The organism is Parasphingorhabdus flavimaris, assembly GCF_013371215.1.
Lineage (GTDB): Bacteria > Pseudomonadota > Alphaproteobacteria > Sphingomonadales > Sphingomonadaceae > Parasphingorhabdus > Parasphingorhabdus flavimaris.
On sequence record NZ_JABWMH010000003.1, the window covers coordinates 279,439 to 301,020 of the forward strand.

Consider the following 21,582-nt stretch of genomic DNA (forward strand, 5'->3'; position numbering starts at 1 on the left):
CGGATGCATGAAGAGAGGTCAGGCAGCCTGCCATTCACGAGAACAGAGATGGCTGAAGCTCCGGCGACTGGTCACACGCCGATATTGGATATCGGTGCCATGAGGTGCAAAGGTCGACACCAGCAGACCCGAAAACAAACCGGCACCGGAATGTCTCCAGTGGTTGAGCGCTTTACCACTGGCTCACACGTTGACACTGAATGTCGGCTGCGAACAGAGGGCCAAAGCTGTATTAAGGGGAGATCAAAAAGCCTGAGCTTGGTGCAAGCCTACGGAAAAAATCCAAGATTTTTTATAATGGTGACCCCTACGGGATTCGAACCCGTATTTCAGCCGTGAAAGGGCCGCGTCCTAACCCTTAGACGAAGGGGCCATACCAATTGCTGGTCAGCGAGCAACGGCCATTAGGGGGGCACTGGACTTTGGTCAACCCTCTTTTAGCCGGTTTTTCGGGCTTATTTCCTGAAGCCCTCTCAAACGGCTCGTGGCGTGAGGCCCATCTGCCCGCGTACATCTTTGCTATCACAGTGGAGAAGGCGGCAGCGGGACCGGAATAATGCGCTTCCGGGCCATTCTCAATCGGCCCAGGCGGCGTCTTCCAGGTGGATTTCCGCCGACGGGCGGCTGCCCCAGTCATCGATCTTGGCGCGCCCCGCGATCCACAATTTTCGTCCCCTTGGCGCGTTGAGCAGTGCCTGGCCGAGATCGGTTTCCGCCGCGCGGAAGGCAATTGTCTTGATCGATGCGCCGTCATCGCCTGCGACGATCATCCGGACATGGTCGGTTCCGACAATATCGCATTTGACGATTCGCACCGGACCGGTCACGACGCGCGGCGCGGGCCAGCCCATGCCATAGGGGCCGGCGCCGTCCATTGCCTCGACGATGGTCGGATTGACGCCCCTTGGGGAAAGCAGAGCGTCGACCAACAGGGCCTTGCCATCCTGAGCCTTGCCGACGCTGTCCGCCAGCCGGTCGTTGAGAAATTCCGAAAATGCATCGACCTTGTCCGCGTCAATGGTGATGCCGGCAGCCATTGCGTGACCGCCACCGGCGATCAGCAGGCCGCTGTCCTTGGCCGCGATGATCGCTGCACCGAGATCAATGCCGGAAATCGAACGTCCGGAGCCTTTGCCGATCCCTTCTTCATCGACGGCGATGATGATGGCGGGACGGTTCAGCTTCTCCTTGATCCGGCCGGCGACAATACCGATCACGCCGGGATGCCAGCCTCTGGCCGAGAGCACTGCCACCGCCTGATTCTGCTGCGAGGAACACATGGCGTCGGCTTCCTCGAGCACATGGGCCTCGATCGCGCGGCGTTCCTGGTTGAGATGGTCGAGTTCCGCGGCAATCGCCTGCGCTTCTTCCGGGTCCTGCGTGATCAGCAATCGCACGCCAAGATCGGACTTGCCGACCCGTCCGCCGGCATTGATCCGCGGGCCCAGCGCGAAGCCGAGGTCCGAACATACCGGTGCGCGTTTCAGGCGGCTGGCGTCGATCAGGGCAGAGAGGCCGACATTCTGCCGCCCGGCGAGGACCTTGATGCCCTGCGCGACGAAGGCGCGGTTGAGTCCGCGCAACTGGGCCACATCGGCCACCGTGCCCAGGGCCACGATATCCAGCAGCTCGAGCAATTTGGGTTCGGCTCGATTCGCAAAGAAACCCTTGTTGCGCAGCGTCCTCACGAGAGCAGCGCCGAGCAGGAAGGCCATGCCGACAGCGGCGAGATGGCCGTGTTCGGCGCCGGCCTCGCTTTCATCCAGCCGGTTGGGATTGACCAATGCCAGCGCCTTGGGCAATTCGACCGCACATTTGTGATGGTCGACCACGATCACCTCGACACCCGCCTTGTCGGCCATGTCGAGCGCTTCAAAAGCCATGGCCCCGCAGTCGACCGTCACCACAAGATTGCTGCCCTGTTCGCCGAGCTTGACCAGGGCCTCACCGGACGGGCCATAGCCCTCCATCAGGCGGTCGGGGATATAATAGCCCGCATCGAGCCCGAGGTCCCTCAGCAAACGGATCAGCAAGGCGGCGCTGGTTGCGCCATCAACATCATAGTCGCCGAATATCGTGACCTTTTCCTGGTTCCTGATGGCCAGGGCCAGTCGATCTGCCGCTACGTCCATATCCTGGAATACCGATGGATCGGGCATGAAGCCGCGGATCGTCGGGTCGCGGTTGACCTCCAGCGTTTCGCGGCTGGCGCCCCGGGCCAGCAGCAATTGGGTGACCAGATCATCAGGCTGAAATCCGGGATCGCGCGCGTCGGCGCTGGTGCTGCGCCAGCGCCAGCTCTGGCCGGACAGGGATTTTTCGACGTTCAATACTGCGTTCATGGTCCGCGCTATGCGTGAAACCTGAAGCGCTGACAATCGGTCTGTTACTTGTTAGGGGGCAGGCGATGAAAAATCTTCTGATCGTCTATTACAGCTATACCAGCGGCACCGCCCAGATGGTCGAGGCTGCTGCTGAAGCTGCGCGACAGGAAGACGGCACCGAAGTGCGCGTCGTTCGCGCGGAAGATTGCCGGCCCGATGACATGCTGTCCGCCGACGGCTATATTTTTGCGACGCCTGAAAACCTCGCCGCGATTGCCGGGGTGATGAAGGCCTTTTTCGACCGCTGCTATTATCCCTTGCTCGGCAGGATCGAGGGGCGCCCCTATGCCGCGATGATCTGCGCCGGATCGGATGGCGAAAATGCGAAGGTCCAGCTGGAACGGATCGCCACCGGCTGGCGTCTCAGGAAGGTGATCGACAGCCTGATCATCTGCACCCACGCGCAGACCCAAGAACAGATATTGGCGCCGAAGACGATCGGTGAAAGCGATCGCCAGCGCTGCGCGGAAACCGGCGCGACGCTCTCGGCCGGGCTGGCCATGGGGGTTTTCTAGGTCAGTTCCCTCACGCGATCCTGCAAGAACGGGATGACATCGGTCTCGAACCAGGGATTGGCCTTGAACCAGCGGATGTTGCGCGGGCTGGGATGGGGCAGGGGCAAGAGCTCCGGCCAGAATTCCCGCCAGCGCTTTACCGTGTCGGTGAGCGTGCGGGATTTCCGATCGCCGAGATGCCAGTTCATCGCATATTGGCCGAGCACCAGCGTCAGCCTGATATTCGGCAGGGCATCCAGCAGCGGCTGGCGCCATGCCGGCGCGCATTCCGGTCGCGGCGGCATGTCGCCGCCTTGGCCGGTGCCGGGAAAACAGAAACCCATCGGGATGATGGCAAACAGGCGCGGATCATAAAATTGCTCTTCGGTGACGCCCAGCCAGCCGCGCAGCCGTTTGCCGCTGACATCGTCGAACGGGCGGCCTTTCTCGTGGGTCTTGCTGCCCGGCGCCTGGCCGACCAGCAGAATCTGCGCGGCGCTGTCTGCCTGCAGCAACGGTTTGGGGCCCAAGGGCAGGCCTGTGCAGATCGTGCAGGCGCGGACTTCTTTTAGTAACGCCTCGAGTTGCCCGTTATTACGCAGCATCGATCCCGGCCAAAGCAGACGAAATCATTCCGGGTTGCGGCGACATTCCGCAACATCATCGGTTTCCGCAATATCGGGATCAGGGACAAGTTCGAAAACATGCAATAATCTGCTGGCCTTGCGTTTGCTTGCCCTGTTCTCGGTTCTGTTGACGACCGCTGCAAAATCAGAACAGGCAGGCCCGCTGCGCAGATAGTCGCTGTGGCCGGTCTGGCCGCGGCTGATAGCGGTGGTGTCGATAATCGTCAGCCCGCTCTTTTCCGGCTCGGTGTCATATTTGGTCTTGGCGGCATAGCATCGTTCGGGATAGCCCTGATCCCGCAATGATGCCGCCTCGAACGGGTTGAAGCAATCCGGACGGCCGAGTCTGGGATAGCCGTGAAAATTATAGGACAGGCCAAGGGCGCGATCTTTGGCTGATACATAAACCGTGATCCGGCGGTCATTGTTGACGCGGCGCATGGTGAGCACGGTTTCGACGATGTCGCGTTCAAAATCCTGCCGGTCAATATCGGGCGAGGCGAGAATGATGTTGGATATATTGCTCGAATCGGCGTTGCTGCTGTTGCGGTCGACAAACTCGATCGCAGGAATCACCAGCCGGCCACCGAGCGAATGGGCAACCAGAATGATTTCCTTCGTCCATGGCTGTTGCGCCAGCTTGGCCAGAAAACTCCGGAACTGGCGTTCATTATAATACATGTTCGTTTCATCGGCGGCATATTTCAGAAATTCGCCCTGCGATGGCCAGCTATAATGAACGACCGGAATATCGAGGCCCGACAGGCGGGAAATCTGGGCGCTATCGCGTGCGCTGGTAAAAAAAGTTTCCTTGAACCCGTGGACATAGAGCAAAATCCGCCCGTCGCGCTTCACAGCGGCTGCCGCGAGATCATCCCACCATTGCTGCTCGTTGTTCAGGGCAAAGGGTATCACCTCACGCAATTTTTCTTTGCCCTTGGCGTTGGTGATTTCCATTTCCTGCGGCGCGCCAAACCGGCCGTACCGAACGATTTCACTTCGCTGGTTAAGCAGCGCGACCCGGTCCGTCCGACAATCCGGCAAACGGCTGGTCACGACGAAATAGGGCTTGTCCGCCATCACTTCCGCGGGTTGTACTCCCGGCCGGCAGCGCTCGTCCGCGACATAATCGCCGTGGGGGATGTCGCCATATTGAACAGGAGAAATGCAGGCTGTTACCAATATTGGTAATATCAGCAGCAAGTGACGCAGTTTCTGGAACCGATGCAAGTTCTTGTCAGCAAACATCCCTTGCATCAGGTTTTGCGATGTTCGCTTTTCACCCAGCGTACGGTGCCGGACGACGCGCGCATGACTACGCTTTCCGTGGTCATCTTGCCGCTGCGCAATTTCTTGACGCCTTCCAGCAACGAGCCATGGGTAACGCCGGTCGCCGCGAAGATCACATCGCCTTTGGCCAGTTCTTTCAGGTCATAGATCTTATCGAGATCCTCGATGCCCCATTTATAGGCGCGCTGGCGCTCGTCGTCGTTGCGGAACAAGAGGCGTCCCTTGAACTGTCCGCCAACGCAACGCAGCGCCGCCGCCGCGAGCACGCCTTCGGGTGCGCCGCCGCTACCCATATACATGTCCACGGTCGTATCTTCGTCAGACGTTGCAATCACGCCGGCCACATCGCCGTCGGGGATCAGCATGATTCCACAGCCGATGCTGCGCAATTCGGAGATGATCTTGTCGTGCCGCGGACGGTCGAGAACGCAGACGATGATGTCCGCCGGTGCGACGCCCTTTTCCTTGGCAACGGCTTCGACATTTTCGGTCACGGATTTGTTGAGATCGATAATGCCGGGTGAATAGCCGGGCCCGACGGCAAGTTTGTCCATGTAAACATCCGGAGCGTTCAGCAGATTGCCCTTTTCCGCAATAGCGAGAACGGCCAATGCGTTGGCGCCCGCCTTGGCGGTAATGGTTGTGCCTTCCAGTGGATCAAGCGCGATATCAATCGCCGGCGCTTCGCCTTCACAGCCGCGGCCCACTTTTTCGCCGATAAACAGCATCGGCGCCTCGTCGCGTTCGCCTTCACCGATGACCACGGTACCACAGATGTCCAACTCGTTCAGCGCCGCGCGCATCGCTTCCACAGCAGCGGCATCAGCAGCCTTTTCATCGCCGCGACCGATCAAATTGGCAGCCGATATGGCAGCCGCTTCGGTAACGCGTACCATTTCCATGACGAGTACGCGGTCCAATATTTGGCTTGCTTCGGGCATATTGTGGGCTAGTCCTTCTATAGGGGTAATTTTGAACTCTCGATAGGGGAGCGATATTACAATGTCGAGACCGGTTTTAGTGTTCTCTTTGCTCATCCCGTCCGGCGCGATGGGGCAGGCGCTTCCGCCTGATGACCGGACGTCCATGTTGGTGGAAAACGCACGGCAGATGGTGGCGGTTGACGCTGACGGCTGCCTCCTCAGCCAGGCGAATGATGATATTCTGGTCTGCGGCACTTCGGATATCGATCGAGAACAGCGACTGCCATTTCCGGAACTGGCTGGACCAAACCGAAATCACGGACCGCAGCGCGGAGAGATTCCGGCGGCGAATTCGTCCCGTGTCGTTTCTGGAAGTTGCGGGGTTTCGCTACAGGATAGCGGTTGCTCGCTTGAAAGGCTCAAATCGGTTGTCGGCAACGGAAAAAGCGGTCGGATCCTGGACGCACTGCAGAAGATCGCCGGGGATGAAAATGCGGATGTCCCGTCCAAAGATTATCAACAGCAATTTCGTGACGGTGTTCTGACCGGAGATTGATCAGTCTTGATCACTCAGCAAATGCATCACTACCGGAGCAGCCTTCAGGCTTGTCGAACTGGACAGGGCGGCGAGGCCCAGTGATACGTCCCGCTCGCGGCTGTCATGGGTTACCATCGAGATCAGCACCGATCCCTCGGCGGCTTTCTCGGTCTGGATGAGGCTTTCGATCGATACTTCCGCATCGCGCATGGCCGCGGTAATTTCGGCGAGAACGCCGGGCTTGTCAGCGACGATGAACCGAATGTAGCTCTTGCCGATCCGGTTGCCACTTTCGGCGCGTTCGCACGGTTCCATCTTGCTGGCCGGCGTGGCAAAAACGGTGCCGGCATCGCCCCGGGCGATGTCGATAAGGTCGGCGACTACCGCAGAGGCCGTCGGGCCTTCGCCCGCGCCCGCGCCCTGAAACATGAGGCGACCGGAAAAATTGCCTTCGGCGACCACCGCGTTGGTCGATCCGTCGATATGGGCGAGTGGATGGTTTTCGGGCACCAGATAAGGATTGACCCGCTGGAACAATTTTCCGTCATCGATCCGGGCCATGCCGAGCAGGCGGATGCGATAGCCAAGCGCCTTGGCCTGGCCGATATCGGCCGCCATGATGTGGCGTATGCCGTCGATCTCGACGCCCTCGAAGTCGAGCGCCTTGCCAAAGGACAATGCGGCCAGAATGGCAAGCTTGTGGGCTGCGTCTACACCATCAATGTCGAAACTCGGATCGGCTTCGGCATAGCCGATTTCCTGGGCATCCTTGAGGACGTCGTCAAAGGCGCGGCCGTGTTTTTCCATTTCGGTGAGGACATAATTGCACGTGCCATTGAGAATGCCGTAAACCCGCTCGATCCGGTTGGCCGAAGCGCCGTCGCGCAGCCCCTTGATGACCGGTATTCCGCCTGCAACCGCTGCTTCATATCGCAGCGACAGATTTCCGGTTTCTGCCGCCTTGGCCAGTTCCATCCCGTGATGGGCGATCATCGCCTTGTTCGCTGTGACGAACGATTTGCCCGATGCCAGACTTTTGCGCGCGAGTTCCAGGGCGGTGCCGTCGGAGCCGCCAATCATCTCCACAACGCAGTCGATATCGTCCAGCGCCGCAAGCTGTTCAGGCTGGTCGTACCAGGGATATGCCGCCAGATCGATGCCGCGATCACGGCTCCGGTCGCGCGCCGAGATGGCGGATACAATGATGGGCCGGCCGGCTCGCTGCGCGATCATCGCGCCATTTGCCTCGATTAGCCGGATAACACCGGTTCCTACGGTGCCTAGTCCAGCGAGCGCGATACGAAGCGGGGCAGTCATGGTCATAAGCCTCTTTATGTTTCAAGTGAGAGTTTCGGCGCCTTATTAGCGACGCCTTGAGCGAATGCCAGTACTAGTTCTGCCGCGTCAGGGCTGTCGTGATCTCGGGCAGGTGCCTAGGTCGCGCAGGACCAGCCGATAATCGCTTTGCGCCTGGCGCGCATTGACCGCGCTAACACCGCTCAATGCTTCGGCAGGAAGCTCGCGGGGAAGAAAGCAGGCCAGCCGGTACCAGAGCAGGCTGTTTCTGACCGGCGCCCGTGCTGCCTCGTCGACAATCTCGCCGAGGGAAACGGCCCAGAATTTCTGCAGGCCGTCGCGCTTCAGCACGGTAATCGAAATGGGAGATCCGGTCTCGGTTTCCATGAATATCTGGGTTTCGCCTTCACCGATAATAGTGCCCGGTACGTGGAAGGCGCTGGCGATCCGGGTAATGGCGGGTGGTGCATCGCGACTGACCAGTTCGCGGACCAGGGAACGCACTCTCTGTTCGCGAACTTCTGTCCAGGCAATCTGCCCGTCCTTGGCTATTAGTTGGACATTGTCGCCGCCGCTCGATGGTCGACGGGCGAAAATAATGAACGGCTGCTTCTTGATCTTGGGGGCCCGACCCCGCGCATCAAGCGGCAGATCAACGACGTAACGAATCGTTTCTCCGACCCCGCCCTGACCGCGAATCAGCGCGTTGGTAGATGCGACAATATAAAAGCGTTGCGTTCCCGGAGGAGCGTTTGGCGCCCTTTCCGGAGCGACTTTAATCGCTTCCTTGATCGTCGCGTGGACGATGATCGGCGCTTCGGCGCTGAGGTCGGCGAGGTCCGCATATTGCAATGGATCGTTGTCGCCCGGCACCTGTGATAAAGCCGGAAACAACGCAATTTCGCTAAAAAGCAAGGCGAAGGCAAAAAATGTGAAGGAGCGCATGTTTTCCTCGGGGCTGGGTTTCAGGATGCTTGGTTTTAGCCCCTATAGTGGGTCTTTGACAGCTTAATCGATGATGAACCAATAAAGCGATTGCCTGCGTGGAACTACCACGTTAAAACAAATTTAAGATGGCTTTCATGCGAACGAAAAGCTGTCATGGGATAACAAAGGTCGCGATGGTTTTTTTCAAGCCTCATGCCTTTGTAAAGGGCTTCAGCGATGAGGCACGCGACCTTACGATGGGGAAAAAGGAGTTACATTGCTGAATGGCTTATGCTGACCAAGAGATGAGTTCGAGCAAGATTGTATCAATCTTTCTTGTCGTAATCATTCACCTGTTACTTGGCTATGCGCTGGTCACCGGACTAGCTTATAGTGCGGTCAAGAAGGTTGCTACGCAGCTGGACATGATCGATATTCAAGAGGAAGAACCGCCGGAAGAACCGGAGGAGCCACCACCACCACCACCTGAAAAGCCGATCGAGCCGCCACCAGTGGTATCGCCACCGCCCATCGTGGCGCCCGTGGTTGCACCTCGCCCGGTCATTCGGACGGTTCCAACCGCGCCGCCTCCACCGCGTCCGGTTGTAGCGCCTCCACCACCTCCACCACCTCCACCGCCGCCACAAAGGGCGACGCCGGAGCCACGTGGTAATCCTGGCAGCTGGGCCAATGCGAACGATTATCCTTCGCGGGCTCTGCGCGAGGAACGGGAAGGCACCACACGTTTCCGTCTGACAGTCAATGCGGACGGACGGGTAAGCGATTGCCAGATAACCGGTTCTAGCGGCCATGCTGATCTGGATGAAGCTGCCTGCAAAAACTTGACTCGACGTGCGCGGTTCCGTCCTTCTCTGGACGCAAACGGAAATGCGACGACCGGATATTATTCCAACGCCGTTCGTTGGGAAATACCCAAATAATATATAGGGGAGGGCATTATACGATGTCCTTCCCGCTCCAGATTTTTTGCTACAAACTTATCCTGAGGGGAATGTTAAAATGTTGATTGAAATTTTGGCCGCTGGTTCGACAGCACCACAAAACGCTTTCGGTTTCTGGGAGGCCATGGAACAGGGCGGTGTTATCGCCTGGTCCGTTCTCGCAATTCTGACAATTATGTCTGTGTCTTCTTTCTACATCCTGTTTTCGAAACTTTTCGAGCAGAACAAAGTGATGAAACAGGGCCAGGCCATGCGCTCGACCTTCTGGCGTGCCGGAACGCTTAAAGAAGGCGCTGCGAAGCTCGACAAGAACTCCGCTTATCGCCAGATCGTCGACGACGCGATCAAAGCCGATGCCGATCACGCGAAATTGACCGATCCGGTTGAAGCGCATGACTGGTTGCACGGTTCGATCGAACGTTCGCAGGACCTGATCAAGTCCAAACTGGCAACCGGCCTTCCTTGGTTGGCTACCGTTGGTGCGACATCGCCGTTTATCGGATTGTTCGGTACGGTTATCGGTATTTACCGCGCGCTGATCAAAATCGGTATCGCTGGTCAGGCATCGATCGATGCTGTTGCTGGCCCGGTTGGTGAAGCACTGATCATGACCGCACTTGGTCTTGGTGTGGCTGTTCCAGCCGTTCTTGCCTACAACTGGTTGCAAGGACGCAACAAGCGGATCGCTGAACAGCTGTCAGCATTCTCTAACGACGTTCTGGGCTACATGGCTTCGGATGGCGGCGTTAAACCAATCGCAACAACTGCTGGTGGTGTTAAGACCGCTCCGGCTGCTGCGAAGCCTGCTGCGCCTGCCGCAAAGAAATAAGCCGGGGGCCGGGTTGCTTGCCGCATGTCGCGGCGGCAACCTGGCCAACGCACGACAAGGGGGCTTTCGTTCCCTTCAGATGGTTTAGTTTTGAGAGGATAAAATCCTATGGCAATGAATGTTGGGGGCGGTAGCACGGAGGAGACTCCTCTATCCGACATTAATACAACCCCACTTGTGGACGTTATGCTGGTCCTGCTGATCATTTTCCTGATCGCGGTTCCGGTGGTTATCCAGACAGTGGAACTCGAGCTTCCGGTGCTTCCGTTTGAAGTGACCACGACGAAGCGCGAAAATGTGCTGCTGTCGGTTACGACGACCGATGCCGCAGGACGTGATCCGGGTGAAGAAGGCTATTCAGGAGCCACTCCTGGCGGCAATTGCCGGGTGTACTGGAACACTACTCCGGTCAATTCCAGCGAACTGGTGACCCGGGCCGTGAAACAGCTCGAAGACCAGATCGATTCCTTTGGCGGGGTGGAAAATATGACACCGGAAGATATGCCCGAAGTGCACATCCGCGGTGATATCAACACGCCCTATAAATGTATCGGCGGTGCTATCTACACAATGCAGCGCGCCGGTTTTGCAAAAGTGGGCTTTTTGTCCACGCCAATTGTCGTCGAATAAATTCGACCGGCAACCAGAGTTATTAAGGAGACGCACGAATGGCTATGAGTGGCGGAAGCGATGATGGCGAGCCAATGATGGAGATGAACACGACGCCGCTCATCGACGTCTTGTTGGTTCTTCTCATCATGTTCATCATCACAATCCCTGTGCAAACGCACGCGGTAAAGATCGACCTCCCAGTTGCAGACGATAGTCCGCCGCCGGAAGATTTTGTCGATCCGGTCAAAAACCGTCTCGGGATCACGGCAACCAACCAGATTACCTGGAACGATAGCGAAGTAACGCTGAACCAGGTCAAGCAATATCTGGCCCAGACGAAGTCGATGGTTCCCGAACCAGAACTCCAGTTCCAGCCCGATCCGCTGAGCGCCTATCTGACCACCGATCGTACATTGGCGGTGATCAAGGACAGCGGCGTGACCAAGTTCGGTTTTGTCGGCAACGAACAATATGGCAGCTTCAACAAGGCTAGCCGCCCGCCTAACTAAGGTTTAGGCAATGTGTTGATAGGGGTCGCGGTAGCAATATCGCGGCCCTTTTTTTATGGTAACGCCGGCAACGCCTGTGTCGTCATTTTGCTGGAAGCGATTTAAGTGAACTGCAACCTGCCAAACAGTTTCGCGCAGTCCATATAGCATGCAGCCGAAGACGAGAGGGCAACCGATGACCAAGAGCAAAACAGCGAAAATTGACATTCTCGTGCTCTTGTTGATCGGGCTGATGCTGACCTATTCGGCTGCCATTTTCCTGTCCGCCTATCTGTCCGGAACGGACATGGGCGCATGGGTCTGGGAAAGACACCAGAATCTCTTTTCCTGGTATTCACGTCCCTTGTTCATCATCCCCGCCGCTTATTATGCGTATCGGCGGAAGGTCTGGCATGTGCTTGGTTTCATGCTGCTGCTCGCGACCAGCCTGTTCTGGTTTGCCGCTCCTGCTACGACAGATCCGGCGATCCGGGATTATTTGCAATGGGAGGCGGATCTCTTTCTATCCAACAACAGCAGTTTTCCCCTTCTTGCCCTTATCCTTGCGGTGCTGATATTCCTGTTCTTGCTATTTTACGCCTTCTGGCAGCGCAATCCCTGGCTGGGCCTGCTGGTGATCAATGTCGGTACCATTCTGAAAATCGTCGTCAGTCTCGTCTTCGGGGAATCGGCAGGCGAAGCCGCTATTGTACCGTCGCTTTCCAGTCTGCTGGTGATCAATCTGTTCGCCTATTTTCTATATCGCCGTTTCCGCCAGTCGCGGAAACCGGGATAAGCCGGCCCTGATCCATCGCAACCGTCGCGACAGCGACAGGGCTGGTCAGGATAGCATTTTAGACCGGCCTGACTCGGCGCTGCTGAACTGCAGCTCGGCAAGCCGCGCGTAAAGGCCGTTCTTGGTGATCAGGCTGTCATGATCGCCCTGTTCAACGATCCGGCCCTCGTCCATAACGATGATCCGGTCTGCCGACCGTACCGTCGCCAGACGGTGTGCGATGACGATCGTGGTGCGGTCCTGCATCAAATGCTCCAGAGCGTCCTGCACCAGCTTTTCGCTCTCTGCGTCCAGCGCCGATGTCGCTTCGTCGAGCAGCAGGATCGGCGTGTTGCGCAGCAAGGCGCGTGCGATCGCGATGCGCTGGCGCTGGCCGCCCGAGAGACGGGTCCCGGATTCGCCCATGAAGCTGTCCAGACCCTCGGGCAGGGCCCGGAGGAATTTCTCGGCATTGGCAACCCGTGCGGCTTCCCAGATTTCCTCATCGGTCGCTTCCCAGTTCCCGTAACGCAAATTGTCGCGTGCCGAGGCGGCGAATAAAACGGTCTCCTGCGGCACCAGCGCCATGCGATGCCTGATCTCCGCCGGATCGGCCGAGGGCAGGGCAACGCCGTCTATGCGTACCGAGCCGCCCTGCGGGTCGTAAAAGCGCTGCGCCAGCTGAAACAGCGTCGATTTGCCTGCACCGGACGGGCCGACTACTGCGACCGTCTCGCCAGGCGACACGGTGAGCGAGAAATTGGCGAGCGCCTGCGTTTCCGGGCGGGCCGGATAGCAAAAGGTGACATTGTCAAAGGCGATCTGGCCGCGCGAAGGCTCCGGCAGCGCGATCGGATTCTCGGGGGCTGCAATGCCCGGCTTCTCGGAAAGCAATTCCGCCAGTCGCCCGGCGGCGCCGGCACCGCGCAGCAGATCGCCGTAAACTTCGGTGAGGGCGCCGAACGCGCCCGCAACCAGACCGCCGGTCAGCACGAAGGCCGCAATTGTCCCGCCGGATATCGATCCGTCCGCAACCCCGATCGCGCCCCGCCACATCAGCATGACGATGCCGGTAAAGATCAGCCCGATAACGATAGCGGTCATCGCGGCGCGCAGCCGGATACGTCGTTTGGCAGTATCAAAGGTGGCTTCCACAGCACCGCCAAAACGCTCGTGCTCGCGTTCTTCCTGGCCGAAAGCCTGGACGATTTTCATCGCCCCCAGAGTTTCGGCAACCATCGCCCCGACATCGGCAACCCGGTCCTGGCTGGATCGCGAAACGTTGGTCAGTTTTCGACCGATGAATACGATCGGCAGAATGATGACCGGGATGGCCAGCAACAACCCGGCGGTCAGTGCCGGCGCGAGAGTGAACAGATAGATGATTCCGCCAATCCCGATGACGATATTCCGCAAGGCCACAGAAACAGTGGTGCCGACGACCTGTTCGATGACCGCGGTGTCGGATGTCATCCGCGAGGCAATTTCAGAGGGACGGTTTTCTTCGAAAAAGCCGGGTGCGAGGCTCAGCAAATTGCGTTGCACCGCCAGCCTGATGTCGGCAACCACGCGTTCGCCGAGCCAGCTAACAAAATAGAAGCGGAAGGCCGTCGCTACCGCAAGAACGGCAACCACACCCAGAAGTCCCTGGAAATAGGGCGCGATATCACCGTTACCGGCCATGAACCCCTTGTCGATGATGGTCTTGAAGCCTGCGGGGATAGCCAAAGTCGCCATCGCCGCGACAAACAGGGACAGCATCGCAAATATGATCGCCTTGGGATATTTCGCGGCGCGTTCGAACACCATCCGCAAATTGCCGATCTTCTTGAGCCGGGCGGGAGGGTCATCCTGCGCACTGGAATTTGTTTTATCGTTCATGGCAAAGCGCTTAGCAGCACGTCCTGTTTGTCACAATCACTGGATTGTTGGGTTTCCATGGGGATGTTCCCATGCAACCAACATGGCGATCAAACGGGAAATACCAAGTGCGGTACCTATCTTATTGTCAAAATCTGGATTCCCGCAAAATCGACGGCATAACGCTGGCCAAATGCAGAGAGATTGTTAGAAGCATAAAAGGCTTGGGAACAAGCCTGCCCGGACGATTCGTGTAATTTTCGATCAAGGATGCTGCCCCTGTGAATCAGATTGCTTCAAAAGGTCAGCTGCGGATGTCCTTGTTCCGTTGGATATTGTTCATCGTCCCGATCACCGTTTTGCTGGGTTTCATGTTCAGCCAGTTTGCTAATTCCGGTGAAGAAAATCGCTGGTTCCAGTCATTGGTAAAACCGGCGGCACAACCGCCAGGCTGGGCATTTGGCGCTGCCTGGGCGTTGCTTTACACGCTGATGGGAACCGCGTTTGCGATGGTGCTGCATGCCCGCGGTGCGCCTTTGCGCGTTCCGGCGATCATTTTATATCTCGTGCAATATGCGCTCAATCTTTTCTGGCCCATCCTGTTCTTCGGCATGCATCAGGTATCGGCTGCCTTCTGGTTTCTCGTCATCATTTTCCTGGTGGCGCTGGCAACGACGGTGGTTTTCGGACGCATTCGCAAAGCGGCCGCCTGGCTGATGGTGCCATATCTCGCGTGGCTCTGTTTCGCGGCGGTCCTCAACAAGGAAATCGACTGGCTCAATCCAGGCGCCGAAACCCTTGTGGTTCCGGCTGCGAGATCCCAGATATAGGCTATCAGTTTTTCTCGGGTCCGATGGACCAGCGATGGAGTTTATCAAGATGCAAAGCCAGAACCGTTTTTTCGATGATATTTCAAAGGTATTAAATGGCCTTGCCGGCACCGTTGCCGGTGTCGGACGAGAAGCCGAAGCCGGCGCGCGCGAACGTGCCAAGGAATGGTTTGGCGGCATGGATTTCGTATCCCGCGAGGAATTCGAGGCGGTGAAGGAAATGGCCGCCAAGGCTCGCGCCGAAGCCGATGCGCTGAAGAAGCGGATCGATGCTCTCGAAAAAGGCAACGCCACACCAGCCAAGAAGCCGGCTACGAAAACTGCTGCCGCCCGCAAGGCAGCGCCGCGCAAACCGGCGGTACGAAAAGCGGCTGCTCCGAAAACCGGCGGCTGATCGACAGCCCTGACCGGCGGTCGTTCGCCGTTCCTTATCCACAGCGTTCCCACAAACAATCTGGCGGCAGAGGCTCGCTTGTCTTGCCCTGATCCGGCGAGTGCGCCACTACGCTTTCCTGCACAAAGGATCTGGAACCACAATGCTCGACGACCAATGGGAACAGCTTGATCAGGACGAAGCGCCACCGGTGGATATGCTGGCGGCCTTTTTCGAGGCGCGGGGCTGGTCAGTCGATCGGGTCGGCGAAGACGAGCTGTCGGTCGAGATCAAGGGCAATTGGACAAGCTACCAGATGCGGGCCGTCTGGCGGAACGAGGACCATGTCCTGCAAATTCTGCTGTTGCCTGAAATTCGCGTTCCCGATGAAAAGAAGCCGGTCATTTACGAGACGCTGGGACTGATAAACGAGCAGCTATGGCTTGGCCATTTCGATCTGTGGTCGAATAATAATATCTTGCTGTTCCGCCATGCAACCTTGCTGGGTGGTAGCGGCATGCTCGGACTCGATCAGGCGCAGACGATTGTCGATCTGGCTATAGAAGAATGGGAACGCTTCTATCCGGTCTTTCAGTTCGTCCTGTGGAGCGACAAGAGCCCCCAAGACGCGATCGAGCACGCGATGGTCGATACAGCGGGCGAAGCCTGACAAGGTCGCTCAGGACCGTTTTGCGCTCAGCCGTTATCGCCGCGCAAGTCGAACACCATCTTGCGGTCGCTGCCCGGGATCAGTCCCTCCAGAACATGCCAGAAGCCGGTTACTGATTCCTGGCCGGCCGACACATAGGCGGAGGAGAGTCTCTCTCGCAACTGTCGGAACAGCTCGGCTTCGAGCCTGGCACCTTTCTCGGTCAGGCGCAGCAGCTTCTGGCGCCGGTCGACGATGCCGGGCGATGTCAGAATGAAATCACGCTCCTGCAATTCCTTCAACACCCGTCCCAGCGATTGCTTGGTGATCGCGAGCAGTTGCAGCAGTTCGCCCACCGTCAGGTCGGGCTGCCGGGCGATGAAATATAATGCCCGGTGATGCGCCCGCCCGAGACCCTGTTTGACAAGTTCCTGATCGATCGAGTTGGTCAATCTGGTATAGCCGAAATAGAGCAGCTCGATGCCGCGGCGGACTTCGTCTTCACGCAGAAATAGCGGAGAAGCGCCGGGGGATGTGGCAGGGCGAGATACGTCAGTCATGTTGACGTATCTTGACAGGCTGATTAGGGGATTGCAAGACAATTGGATTATGCCTCCAACTCTTCCAGTGGCTGGCATGTATCACAGCGAAGGCGGCAGTATATGGCAGACGGAAAAACTCTCGAATTCAACCTGGAGCCCTGCGCCACGCCAGTGCACGCCAGCGAGCGTGAGCGGTTGCTGGAGAACCCGGGTTTCGGAAGCCTGTTCACCGATCATATGGCGATGATCCGCTACAGCGAAGCCCAAGGATGGCACGACGCCAGGATCACCAAGCGCGAGCCGATCCTGATGGATCCCGCGTCCTCTGTGCTGCATTATGCCCAGGAAATATTCGAAGGCATGAAAGCCTATCGCCTTGCTGATGGCGCGACGGCACTGTTCCGTCCGGAAGAAAATGCCAAGCGCTTTCAGGCGTCGGCGCGGCGAATGGCGATGCCGGAATTACCGGAGCCGCTTTTTCTCAAATCTGTCGAAGCTCTGGTCGATATCGACCGCGAATGGTTCCCTTCGGTCGAGGGCGGCTCGCTCTATCTGCGTCCGTTCATGTTCGCCAGCGAAGTGTTTCTCGGCGTCCGTCCGGCGAAGGAATATCTCTATCTGGTGATCGCATCCCCGGCTGGCGGCTATTTCAAGAGCGGGGCCTCGGCGATCAGCATCTGGGTGTCCGAACATTACAGCCGGGCTGCACCGGGCGGCACCGGCGCGGCCAAATGCGGCGGCAATTATGCCGGCAGTCTGATTGCCCAAGCCGAAGCCATCGAGCAGAATTGCGATCAGGTCGTCTTCCTCGATGCGGCGGAGCATAAATGGGTTGAAGAACTCGGCGGCATGAATCTGTTCTTCGTCATGAATGATGGCACGCTCGTCACGCCGCCATTGAGCGGAACGATTCTGCCCGGGATTACCCGCAATTCGATCATGACGCTCGCTCGCGAAGAAGGCCTGACGGTGGTAGAGCAACCTTATGCGATCGACCAGTGGGAGGCCGATGCGGCCAGCGGCAAGCTTGTCGAAACCTTCGCATGCGGCACCGCAGCGGTGGTCACTGCGGTCGGTACGGTCCGTTCCAGCGGCGGCGCGTTCACCATCGGCAGCGGTGGTCCGGGCCAGTTGACGGAAAAGCTGCGGCGCCGTCTGGTCGACATCCAGCGGGGGATTGCACCCGACGATCACGGCTGGGTCAAAAAATTGTTCTAAACTTAGATATAACTGCCTCTTGCCCCCCGAGGGCAAACTGGATAATAGGCCCGTTCACCAGCGGGACCGGACAATATTCGGTCCTTCGCTATTGGGGTGTCGCCAAGTGGTAAGGCAGCGGCTTTTGATGCCGCCATGCGCAGGTTCGAATCCTGCCACCCCAACCAACTTTTGTTTAACAGCTAAGCGCCTGAAAAACCTTTGGTTTCTCTGCGAGTCAAAACCCCGTGGCACCCTGCCGTGGCACCCTCTCGTGGCTCTGATTTTGCACCATGACTCGCGCGCCGTTTCGAATCAAGTCGGCAACCGCGATTTTGCGTTTTTCCACTGATTTATCCACATAATTTATGGGACATACTGCAAAGGCCTAGTCGTGCTCCGCAAGGTGGCGAATGGAGCCCTTCGCAGGTTCGGACCGTGATAAGGAAATTTGAAAAATAATTTACTGGTCAATAGCCGGCCAAGCGCTGAGAGTAGAACAGCTCACCATGGATTTGGTTTGGATGATGTCTAATTTGGATATCAAATAAGTTTCGAGTTTTTCATATTATAATCATATAATTCAGCTCGGTTATAGGTTGGGAAAAGATCAAAATTTGGCAGTCGGTGGAATGACTGTTCGAGATTGCGCGATTAATCAACAATTGCCGTTAGAGTGAAGTTGCTGCCACCTGATAAAACCCATCATGTTTCGACCGTCAGAACGCATGTCGTTCAGGAGGTCACAAACACATGGTGGTCACCGATCAAGCCGTTGCCGGTTACATGCCGGTCTTTGCCGATGGTATGCCGACTATACACCCAAATAGCTTGCTATTGCGCTTTTAGACGAACTAAAAGGAAATGTGCATGAAACAAGTTACACCAAATGGTCATCTTATTAAAGAGTTGCGCTCCAACTTGGAGAAGAACTCGACACAAAAAGAACTGTCATACGCAATTTGCATCAGTGAGCGGAAGTTGCGTCAAATTGAAAATGAAAACGCACCGATATCAGTAAAAACGCTCGATCGATTGGCGAAAGAGCTGGGTGTAAGGCGCGAACAGATTTCGATGAGCCAACCCGTTACAAACATTCTACCAGCTTCCGAGCACAATATATTTGAGGCCGTCCTTAACGACTTTCGTAAAGAGAAGCTTGTCCCTCGTTTCGATTACGACCTTGCAACCGTGACAATGGATGAGGGTTTGCTAATCAAGTCGGCGAACCAATCCAACGACTTCGTCTGTGAAATCATGGTTCCACTCACCGATATGACGGCTCAATACGCCGAGGATTTGATTGCGGCCCTCACTTCATTGACTTGGAGTGAGCGCAGCATCTTGGATACGATAACGTCCACAGAGGAAATCATCCTGCGTCGCCGTGTAAAGCAGCTCATGGTGCTATTGCGTGGCAACGATATCTGGATTTATCACACGACCCTTTTCCGCAGATTGCCAGAGCGCCACACCCTTCCGCCGGAAAACGAGCCAAGTGAGTTATCGTCGCGGTTCATTGTTGCACTCGCGGCCCCAGGAGAATACGGCGAGACTAGCATCGAGGTGCAAGTCGATCACGGCCAGCCTTTCATCATTCCGGCGTTAGACGGGAAGGTAAGTTAGATGCTAAAATCCATCAAAAAAATCACGAAGCTCGGTATTTTTGATAGCTTCATCGCTGCGAACGATCTTCCCGATTTTGCGCGTTACAATTGTATTTACGGCGACAATGCTTCGGGGAAAACTACGCTGACACGGCTACTGGGAGCCCTGAATCAAGCCCACCACCCCGATTATCCGGAACTAACATACGAGATCAAGGTCGAGACGGGAAAACTTAATCAAGGGACTGCATACAACCGCAAGATCCGCGTCTTCAATGCCGATTTCATTGAAGCAAACATCGGTCAGTTTAAAGGCCCACTCCGGCCCATTCTGATAGTAGGAGAGGAAAACAAGGTTCTGGCGGAGGAAGCCTTAGCTGAACAAGCGATATTTGATGCGCGCCAACTGAAAATCAAGGAATTCAAAGAAACTATCCAAAGGGATGAAGTTTCCAAAGGAAAACTATTTTCCGAGGTCGCAAAAACAATTAGTGAGGCCACGAGCGGAACAGCATTGCGGAACTATCGTAAGCAAAATTCAGAAAAGGCATTTGATAAAATTACAGAGCCAATAACGCTGTCAAAGAGAGAGCTGGAGCTTCATCGCACGAGCGTCCGTCAAGAACAACAGGACTTGATCAAACCCTTTAGGCAACCAGTGGTTGCATTACTCTCTGATAATAGTGCCCGGCCTTTATCGGAATGGGTAGAGATTGCCGTCGAGCAGACACGATCCCTTACGATGCGCTCCGCGCAAGGCAGCGCTCTTGCGCGTTTGAGTGAACAGCCCGCTATCGCTAAATGGGTGGAAGAAGGCTTGTCTATCCACCGCGAGCATGCGTCGACTTCGTGCGAGTTCTGCTCACAGCAGCTTCCACCGGATCGTTTAAGCCAGCTTGCAAAGCATTTCGGAGTCGAGGACCAGCGACTAAAAGCCGATGTAATGGCGATACGTGCTCTTACCGGACATATTCTGCGCGCCATCGATGACATGAACCCCCCGCCAAAACCGGCGTTTTATTCGGAACTTCGCGATCAAGTAGATAGTGCCGCTGCAATGTTTGAGGCTGCTGCAAACGAAGCTCGCGCACAGCTTATTCAATTGACGAACATTTTGGTTGAGAAGCTAGATCGTCGCGCTGTCTCTTACGAGGTCGATATTTGTATAGATTGCTCGAAATTATTCACCGCGATCGATGCGTTATGCTCCCTTGTTGACCAAAACAACGCCAAGACCAACGCCTTCGCCGAAACCTTGGCTGCGGCACGTGAGCGCATCGAAGCACATTATATCTCAAGCATAAAAGTGCCAGTGAAGGATCTGCAAGACAAGATCGATATCGTGACAAATGAGATCACGAAGCTAGTCGATGGTTCAATAGGCTTTGCCGATCCCCGAAGTCTGAGCGACCTCAAAGACTCATTCGAAGAAAAGCGCGCTAAGGTTTCTAGTTCTCACGCAGCAAGCGCCGAGCTGACCAGCAATGTCCGCACATTCTTGGGCCGCAGTGACCTTAAGTTCGAGTCCGATGTTGAAGGTTACCGGGTCGAGCGCAGCGGCAAGCCCGCTAAACGATTGAGCGAGGGAGAAAAAACTGCAATCGCGTTCGTGTATTTTCTTGTGCAACTCGGCGATCAGGATTTCAACTTGAGCGAAGGCGTCGTGGTAATAGACGATCCAATTTCCAGTCTGGACGCATCGGCCATCTATCAGGCATTTTCGTTCCTGAAAAACGGCGTAAAGAATGCCAAACAAGTATTCATTCTCACTCATAACTTTGAGTTTCTTCGGCTACTGCTGAATTGGCACAATCAAAACAAAAAGGCTGCTCGGCACTATATGATCCGTTGCAACGATAACACCGACGCCCGCAACGCGATTATCATCCCGCTCGACCCTCTGCTTCGCGACTATTCTACTGAGTATCACTACTTATTTAAGCAGTTATACAGCTACACGTGCGATGGCACTATCGCTAATGCATACCATCTGCCCAATATCGCTCGCAAAGTGCTAGAGACGTTTCTCGAATTCTACACACCCTCCTCAAAAAGCTCGTATCGGAAGCTTGAGGGGGTGCATTTTGATGAACACAAAAAAACAGCAATTTACAAGTTTGTGAACGACCAGTCCCACCCAACCGGGAAAAGCTTCGACCCTTCTCTTGTAGCGGAAACCAAAAAGAATATTAGCTTTTTGTTAGAGATGATAGATACGTTGGCGCCCGTTCACTATCAGGGACTCAAGGCCCTGTGCACAACTTGATATCCTCAAATTCGCACGATGACATTTTGCATTCGCCCGAAATAAAACTGTTGTTTTCGATAATCACGACCCAGCAACGTATGAATAATTGAATGCTCTAGCCGTTCTTTCTTG

21 protein-coding genes and 2 tRNA genes are annotated in these 21,582 nt (G+C 56.2%); 14 read left to right on the forward strand and 9 right to left on the reverse strand.

Annotated features, from left to right (window positions below; genetic code table 11):
- Positions 1 to 298: 298 nt before the first annotated feature.
- Positions 299 to 373, reverse strand: a tRNA-Glu gene (locus tag HUO14_RS10270).
- Positions 374 to 575: 202 nt separating this feature from the next.
- The gene (gene recJ / locus HUO14_RS10275; RefSeq protein WP_176279809.1) at positions 576 to 2,342 is read right to left on the reverse strand and encodes a single-stranded-DNA-specific exonuclease RecJ; all 1,767 of its coding nucleotides are present in this window, start codon (positions 2,340 to 2,342) and stop codon (positions 576 to 578) included.
- 65 nt (positions 2,343 to 2,407) lie between these two features.
- Between recJ and HUO14_RS10280 the strand changes: the two genes are divergently transcribed.
- Positions 2,408 to 2,899: a flavodoxin family protein gene (locus HUO14_RS10280; RefSeq protein WP_176279810.1), complete on the forward strand. Its 492-nt coding sequence runs from the start codon at positions 2,408 to 2,410 to the stop codon at positions 2,897 to 2,899.
- Here HUO14_RS10280 and HUO14_RS10285 read toward each other — a convergent pair.
- Genes HUO14_RS10285 through glpX form a run of 3 tightly spaced genes read right to left on the reverse strand, consistent with a single transcriptional unit; the run spans position 2,896 to position 5,735 of the window.
- Positions 2,896 to 3,483: a uracil-DNA glycosylase family protein gene (locus HUO14_RS10285; RefSeq protein ID WP_176279811.1), complete on the reverse strand. Its 588-nt coding sequence runs from the start codon at positions 3,481 to 3,483 to the stop codon at positions 2,896 to 2,898. The two genes, HUO14_RS10280 and HUO14_RS10285, sit on opposite strands and share 4 nt — an antisense overlap.
- A gap of 24 nt (positions 3,484 to 3,507) precedes the next feature.
- Complete coding sequence (locus HUO14_RS10290; protein WP_176279812.1) at positions 3,508 to 4,752, reverse strand: alpha/beta hydrolase; 1,245 nt, start codon at positions 4,750 to 4,752, stop codon at positions 3,508 to 3,510.
- A gap of 8 nt (positions 4,753 to 4,760) precedes the next feature.
- Complete coding sequence (gene glpX, locus HUO14_RS10295) at positions 4,761 to 5,735, reverse strand: class II fructose-bisphosphatase (protein ID WP_176279813.1); 975 nt, start codon at positions 5,733 to 5,735, stop codon at positions 4,761 to 4,763.
- 61 nt (positions 5,736 to 5,796) lie between these two features.
- Here glpX and HUO14_RS10300 point away from each other — a divergent pair, with 61 nt between their 5' ends.
- Positions 5,797 to 6,273 (forward strand): hypothetical protein, encoded by a 477-nt coding sequence (locus HUO14_RS10300; protein WP_176279814.1) that lies wholly within the window; start codon positions 5,797 to 5,799, stop codon positions 6,271 to 6,273.
- Here the strand turns inward: HUO14_RS10300 and HUO14_RS10305 are convergent, their stop codons facing one another.
- Complete coding sequence (locus tag HUO14_RS10305) at positions 6,274 to 7,572, reverse strand: homoserine dehydrogenase (protein ID WP_176280175.1); 1,299 nt, start codon at positions 7,570 to 7,572, stop codon at positions 6,274 to 6,276.
- Positions 7,573 to 7,659: 87 nt separating this feature from the next.
- Positions 7,660 to 8,496, reverse strand: coding sequence for a hypothetical protein (locus HUO14_RS10310; protein WP_246255487.1), 837 nt, complete (start codon positions 8,494 to 8,496; stop codon positions 7,660 to 7,662).
- Positions 8,497 to 8,762: 266 nt separating this feature from the next.
- On the opposite strand from HUO14_RS10310, the gene HUO14_RS10315 reads away from it, so the two are divergent.
- The 5 genes from HUO14_RS10315 (at position 8,763) to HUO14_RS10335 (ending at position 12,165) form a co-directional block, all read left to right on the forward strand.
- Complete coding sequence (locus HUO14_RS10315; protein ID WP_176279815.1) at positions 8,763 to 9,419, forward strand: energy transducer TonB; 657 nt, start codon at positions 8,763 to 8,765, stop codon at positions 9,417 to 9,419.
- Positions 9,420 to 9,498: 79 nt separating this feature from the next.
- The gene (locus tag HUO14_RS10320; RefSeq protein ID WP_176279816.1) at positions 9,499 to 10,269 is read left to right on the forward strand and encodes a MotA/TolQ/ExbB proton channel family protein; all 771 of its coding nucleotides are present in this window, start codon (positions 9,499 to 9,501) and stop codon (positions 10,267 to 10,269) included.
- A 108-nt stretch (positions 10,270 to 10,377) separates the two neighbouring features.
- On the forward strand, positions 10,378 to 10,899 hold the full coding sequence (locus HUO14_RS10325; RefSeq protein WP_176279817.1) for an ExbD/TolR family protein: 522 nt from the start codon (positions 10,378 to 10,380) through the stop codon (positions 10,897 to 10,899).
- A gap of 38 nt (positions 10,900 to 10,937) precedes the next feature.
- The gene (locus HUO14_RS10330) at positions 10,938 to 11,390 is read left to right on the forward strand and encodes an ExbD/TolR family protein (RefSeq protein ID WP_176279818.1); all 453 of its coding nucleotides are present in this window, start codon (positions 10,938 to 10,940) and stop codon (positions 11,388 to 11,390) included.
- 175 nt (positions 11,391 to 11,565) lie between these two features.
- On the forward strand, positions 11,566 to 12,165 hold the full coding sequence (locus tag HUO14_RS10335) for a hypothetical protein (protein WP_176279819.1): 600 nt from the start codon (positions 11,566 to 11,568) through the stop codon (positions 12,163 to 12,165).
- 45 nt (positions 12,166 to 12,210) lie between these two features.
- Here HUO14_RS10335 and HUO14_RS10340 read toward each other — a convergent pair whose 3' ends face one another.
- The gene (locus HUO14_RS10340) at positions 12,211 to 14,025 is read right to left on the reverse strand and encodes an ABC transporter transmembrane domain-containing protein (protein ID WP_176279820.1); all 1,815 of its coding nucleotides are present in this window, start codon (positions 14,023 to 14,025) and stop codon (positions 12,211 to 12,213) included.
- Positions 14,026 to 14,285: 260 nt separating this feature from the next.
- Here HUO14_RS10340 and HUO14_RS10345 point away from each other — a divergent pair, with 260 nt between their 5' ends.
- From HUO14_RS10345 to HUO14_RS10355, 3 genes are all read left to right on the forward strand, one after another.
- Positions 14,286 to 14,834 (forward strand): TspO/MBR family protein, encoded by a 549-nt coding sequence (locus tag HUO14_RS10345; RefSeq protein WP_176279821.1) that lies wholly within the window; start codon positions 14,286 to 14,288, stop codon positions 14,832 to 14,834.
- Positions 14,835 to 14,883: 49 nt separating this feature from the next.
- Complete coding sequence (locus tag HUO14_RS10350; RefSeq protein ID WP_176280177.1) at positions 14,884 to 15,228, forward strand: accessory factor UbiK family protein; 345 nt, start codon at positions 14,884 to 14,886, stop codon at positions 15,226 to 15,228.
- A 142-nt stretch (positions 15,229 to 15,370) separates the two neighbouring features.
- Positions 15,371 to 15,877 carry a type III secretion system chaperone family protein gene (locus HUO14_RS10355; RefSeq protein WP_176279822.1) on the forward strand — a complete coding sequence of 169 codons (507 nt, stop codon included), beginning with the start codon at positions 15,371 to 15,373 and terminating at the stop codon, positions 15,875 to 15,877.
- Positions 15,878 to 15,903: 26 nt separating this feature from the next.
- On the opposite strand, the gene HUO14_RS10360 is transcribed toward HUO14_RS10355, so the two are convergent.
- A complete protein-coding gene (locus HUO14_RS10360) occupies positions 15,904 to 16,416 on the reverse strand; it encodes a MarR family winged helix-turn-helix transcriptional regulator (RefSeq protein WP_176279823.1) in 513 nt (170 codons plus the stop codon).
- Between the two features lie 102 nt (positions 16,417 to 16,518).
- Here HUO14_RS10360 and HUO14_RS10365 point away from each other — a divergent pair, with 102 nt between their 5' ends.
- From HUO14_RS10365 to HUO14_RS10380, 4 genes are all read left to right on the forward strand, one after another.
- Positions 16,519 to 17,616: a branched-chain amino acid aminotransferase gene (locus HUO14_RS10365; RefSeq protein ID WP_176279824.1), complete on the forward strand. Its 1,098-nt coding sequence runs from the start codon at positions 16,519 to 16,521 to the stop codon at positions 17,614 to 17,616.
- Between the two features lie 92 nt (positions 17,617 to 17,708).
- Positions 17,709 to 17,783: transfer RNA gene (locus tag HUO14_RS10370), tRNA-Gln, on the forward strand.
- A 682-nt stretch (positions 17,784 to 18,465) separates the two neighbouring features.
- The gene (locus HUO14_RS10375) at positions 18,466 to 19,221 is read left to right on the forward strand and encodes a helix-turn-helix domain-containing protein (RefSeq protein WP_100093760.1); all 756 of its coding nucleotides are present in this window, start codon (positions 18,466 to 18,468) and stop codon (positions 19,219 to 19,221) included.
- Positions 19,222 to 21,468: an AAA family ATPase gene (locus HUO14_RS10380; RefSeq protein ID WP_100093761.1), complete on the forward strand. Its 2,247-nt coding sequence runs from the start codon at positions 19,222 to 19,224 to the stop codon at positions 21,466 to 21,468. It begins immediately after the preceding gene.
- Positions 21,469 to 21,582 lie beyond the last annotated feature (114 nt).